Annotated in this window: 3 protein-coding genes and 1 rRNA gene; 1 reads left to right on the forward strand and 3 read right to left on the reverse strand. The window is 60.1% G+C overall.

The features are described from left to right. Positions 1-265 precede the first annotated feature (265 nt). Entirely contained in the window at positions 266-1,297 is a 1,032-nt protein-coding gene (gene rtcA, locus IFT60_RS26080) for an RNA 3'-terminal phosphate cyclase (protein ID WP_192057011.1), read from the reverse strand. A 42-nt stretch (positions 1,298-1,339) separates the two neighbouring features. Beyond that, positions 1,340-2,575: an RtcB family protein gene (locus IFT60_RS26085; protein ID WP_192057012.1), complete on the reverse strand. Its 1,236-nt coding sequence runs from the start codon at positions 2,573-2,575 to the stop codon at positions 1,340-1,342. Between the two features lie 185 nt (positions 2,576-2,760). Between IFT60_RS26085 and rtcR the strand changes: the two genes are divergently transcribed. Continuing rightward, positions 2,761-4,365, forward strand: coding sequence for an RNA repair transcriptional activator RtcR (gene rtcR / locus IFT60_RS26090; protein WP_192057013.1), 1,605 nt, complete (start codon positions 2,761-2,763; stop codon positions 4,363-4,365). 262 nt (positions 4,366-4,627) lie between these two features. Here the strand turns inward: rtcR and rrf are convergent. Next, a 5S ribosomal RNA gene (gene rrf / locus IFT60_RS26095) occupies positions 4,628-4,740 on the reverse strand. Positions 4,741-4,851: the final 111 nt, after the last annotated feature.

A 4,851-nucleotide genomic window follows, 5' to 3' on the forward strand; every position in this document is an offset into this window, starting at 1 on the left:
CGAAGTCACTGGCACCTTCATCAAACGCCCACACTTATCGACTGTTAATTTTTAAAGAACTTGTTCGGTACTGCATCTTGCTGTCAGCGACAAATCGTTTTGTTTGTCAGCAGCAGAGAAGTGAGAGTATGCAGTGTTTCGCGTTTTTCGTCAACTTCTTTTTTTCTACCCCGCCGCTACTTGCACAGAAAACATAAATCTAACTACTTGATTTCGTTACCGTTTTGCACACAGCGCCGAAGCGGACGCGAATTATAGCCAAGCCTCATTGTGCTTGGCAAGTGCTTTTCACCACACATCGATACCGTCCCTCTTCCGCCTGAAAATCGATAACCACAGGCAAGAATCGCGCAATCACTTCGGCATTCGTTTTCGCATGCAATGAAATAGTGGAGGCGGTAAAGCTGCCACCGCCAGCCAGTGCCAGCGGCAACATCAGCTGGTCGGCCAAGTGCTCGCCGACGGCGGCGCCGGACGCGAGATAGGCCTGCGCCTGCTCGATCGCATCCCGCGCAACGGCTTCCGCCCTGACCGTCCTGGCACCGAAGCCGGCGAACACTTCCGTTACCTGTTCATGCGCGAGCGTGACCAGCACGGCGTTGCCCGGCCCTTGTTCGGACGGCAGCCGGTGCAGGCGCAATTGCGTTTCGTCCCAGTCCAGGGCGTTGCCGATACAGTCCAGCTCACGCGTGCCGACGTTCGCGGACAGTCCGGCGACAAAGGCATCGGCATGGCCGGCGATCCGGCTACCCCGCTCCGTCAAGACGAGCTGCCGCAGCTGCGTACATGGCTGGACGATGGCGACGACTTCGCCGCCACCGGCCGGATAGAAGCCATAACGCAGCAGGTCGATGTCGACCTGCGCCCCCATGCGTGCAAGCAGCGGCAAGTACGCGTGTTGCAGGAACTGGACTGGCGGTGCCATCACGTTATGGGTACCGCCGGTGATGCGGACGGTCGACGGCTGCTGCGCATGCAGCAGTGCTAAAATCACTGTTTGCAGGACCAGCGTGCAGCTGCCCGCGGTGCCAATGGCGAAGTGGTAATCGCCGCTTCGAATCGGCCCTGGCGCGAAACTCAGTGCGGACGATCCCAGTTCGGCGCCAGTCACGCTTGCGCCGCTGACTTGGGCGGCCGCCTGCACCGCCACCAAGTGCTGCCGCATCAGTCCGGGCTTGGCGCGGTTCGCCCTGATGCGATCGATCCGGAACGGCTGGCCCGTGATCATCGACAGCGCGAGCGCGCTACGCAGAATCTGGCCGCCGCCCTCGCCATGGGCGCCATCGAGTTCAATCATTGTCTACCTCTTTTCTTCTTGTTATTCGCACGTACGGAAAGGTCACCCCTTCACGCACACCACCTGCTTGAGCGTGTGGACGACTTCGACCAGGTCGCGCTGGGCGTGCATCACCGCGTCGATATCCTTATAGGCCATCGGGATCTCGTCGATCACGTTCGCATCCTTGCGGCACTCGACGCCTTCGGTCGCCTTGACCTGGTCGGCCAGCGTGAAGCGCCGCTTGGCTTCGGTCCGGCTCATGGTGCGGCCGGCGCCGTGGCTGCAGCTGTTAAAACTGTCCGGATTGCCCTTACCGCGTACGATAAAACTCTTCGCACCCATCGAGCCCGGAATGATCCCCAGTTCGCCGGCACGCGCCGATACCGCACCCTTGCGGGTCACCAGCACGTCCTTGCCGAAGTGGTGCTCCTTCTGCACATAGTTGTGGTGGCAGTTCACCGCTTCCACGTGCGTCTCGAACGGCTTCGTGATCACCGTGCGCACCGCCGCGATCAGGTTTTGCATCATCACTTCACGGTTCATGCGCGCGAACTTTTGCGCCCAGCTCACCGCCTCGACGTAATCGTCGTAATGCTGCGTTCCTTCCGACAGATACGCGAGGTCGCTGTCGGGCAGGTTGACGAAGTGGCGGCGCATGTCCTGCTTGGCCAGCTCGATGAAATAGGTGCCGATCGCATTGCCGACACCGCGCGAGCCGGAGTGCAGCATGAACCACACGAAGCCGACTTCGTCCAGGCACACTTCGACGAAGTGATTGCCGCTGCCGAGCGTGCCCAGGTGGCGATAATTGTTCGTGTTCCTCAACGAGGGCGTCTTCAGGCAGATCGCATCGAATTCGCCTTTCAGTTCAGCCCAGGCCGCATCGACAGGTGCCGGCGGCGTCTGCCAGGAACCCTCGTCGCGCCCACGATGGCCGCGCGTCTTCGGCGACATCCCGTGCGGAATCGCGCGTTCGATCGCGCTACGCAGTTTGCCCAGGCTGTCGGGCAGATCGTTGGCCGTGAGCGTCGTCTTCGCCGCCATCATGCCGCAGCCGATATCGACACCGACAGCGGCTGGAATCACCGCACCGAGGGTCGGCACCACGGTGCCGATGGTCGAGCCTTTGCCGAGGTGGACATCGGGCATGACCGCAATGTGCTTGTACACGAAGGGCATCTTTGCGGTATTGGCCAGCTGCTGCTTGGCCGCCTCTTCGACCGGCACGCCTTGCGTCCACATTTTTATGCGGCTGCCGTCGGGAATGTCCATCACATCGTAATGCTGGCTGTTCATTGTCTTCTCTCTCTCTCTTCGCTCATTGGATATCAGCTCTATTGCAAGCGCCGTGCCAGCTTGGCACTGAGCGCGTGCCACGGGCTAAGTCCTTGTTACTACGAGAGTTAACGCGGCTATGCACCTGGTGGCCTTGAAAGCAGTTTCCTGATAAATTATCTTCCAATATAAATATTTATACTGAGATGAAAAAGAAGAATACCGTTGTGATCGGCTTCGTCGGCACGAATCTCGACAATTACCGCGGACAGTCGCGCTGGGACAAGTGGCGGCCCACCATTGCCTTGACCCAGCAGCCCGATCTCGCCGTCGCACGCTTCGATTTGCTGTACAACGGCAAGGTCGACAAGCTGGTGAGCGAGGTCGCGGCCGACATCGCCGCGGTGTCGCCGGAAACGCAAGTCGTTCCCCATGCGCTCCAGATAACGAACGCCTGGGATTTCGAGGAAGTGTATGGCGCGCTGTTCGACTTCGCGAAACGCTATCCCTTCGATCCGGACAACGAGGATTACTGGATCCATATTACGACCGGCACCCACGTCGTCCAGATCTGCATGTTCCTGATGACCGAAGCGCGCTTCTTCCCCGGCCGCCTGGTGCAAACCTCCCCGCCGCGCTCACCAGGCGCCGGCGCCGTCGGCAGCTATACGCTGATCGACCTCGACCTGTCGCGTTATGACCAGATCGCGCAACGTTTCTCGCGCGAGCAGGCCGAAGGCGTCGCCTTCCTGAAATCCGGTATCGCCACGCGCAATGCCCAGTTCAACGCGATGATCGACGAGATCGAGCGCGTCGCGATCCGCTCGCGCTCGCCCATGCTGCTGATGGGACCAACCGGCGCCGGCAAATCCTTTCTGGCGCGCCGCGTGTATGAACTCAAAAAGACCCGTCACCAGGTCGAGGGGCGTTTCGTCGAACTCAACTGCGCAACCTTGCATGGCGATGGCGCGGCCTCCACCTTGTTCGGCCACGTCAAGGGCGCATTCACGGGTGCGGCGTCCAACCGCCCGGGCTTGCTCAGGAGCGCGCACAAGGGTCTGCTCTTCCTGGACGAAATCGGCGAACTCGGTGCGGACGAGCAGGCGATGCTGCTGACGGCGATCGAAGAAAAGCGTTTTCTGCCGGTCGGCAGCGACGAGGAAGTGCACAGCGATTTCCAGCTGATTGCCGGGACCAACCGCGACCTGGGGCAGGAGGTGGCGGCGGGACGGTTTCGCGAGGACCTGTATGCGCGTATCAACCTGTGGACCTATGCCCTGCCCGGCCTGCGCGAACGAGTCGAAGACATCGAACCGAATCTCGACTACCTGCTCGCCCAGTTCGGCGCGGAGAATGGACAGATGGTGCGCTTCAACCGCCAGGCGCGTGCGCGCTTCATGCAGTTTGCGCGTTCAGCCGATGCGCTCTGGACCGGCAACTTCCGCGACTTATGGGCGTCGGTGACGCGCATGGCCACTCTCGCGCAGGCGGGCCGCGTCACCGAAGCGATTGTCGACGACGAGATCGCACGCCTGCAGCGGCTGTGGCGTCCACATGTTGGCCGCGCAAACGAGGATGCCGTCGCGCTGGAAGACCTGGTCGGCACCGAGGCGGCCAGCCGCATCGACCTGTTTGATGCCGTGCAGCTGCAGGCGGTGATCACGGTATGCCGGCAATCGAAAACCCTGTCCGACGCGGGACGCAAGCTGTTCGGCGTGTCGCGCGATGCGAAGGCCAAGCCGAACGATGCGGACCGGCTCAAGAAGTACCTGGCGCGCTTTGATCTGAGCTGGGATCAATTGTTTGGCTAACGAGCAGTGCGCTGTCGCGATCAGGCGAAGGAACCGTCGCGTTTTCTGACTGTCGTACGGTAGCCAGCCATATGTGAGGCTGGCCTGGACATGACAGAACTGGGCGGCACCCGTCCACCTGAGGTTTCGTTAATCGGGGGGAATGCGAGGGTGGCGAGTGCTCGCCCAGCCGGATGTATATCGGCTGGGTAGAGCAAGAATAAAAGCAGAGGACGAAAAAAAACCCGCTCAGATCACTGAGCGGGTTTTTCTCTTATAACTAGCCTGACGATAACCTACTTTCACACTGGTTGCAGCACTATCATCGGCGCAAAGTCGTTTCACGGTCCTGTTCGGGATGGGAAGGGGTGGGACCGACTTGCTATGGTCATCAGGCATGACTTGTACGAGTGATTGTCTCAATCGACAACCGCTCAGAATCTGGAGGAAGTAAAGTTCAGGTAGTGGTCTGTCACAACAAACAGCACTGTATTCTCATTGCTATAA

The organism is Massilia sp. CFBP 13721 (assembly GCF_014842025.1).
Taxonomy (GTDB): Bacteria; Pseudomonadota; Gammaproteobacteria; order Burkholderiales; family Burkholderiaceae_D; genus Telluria.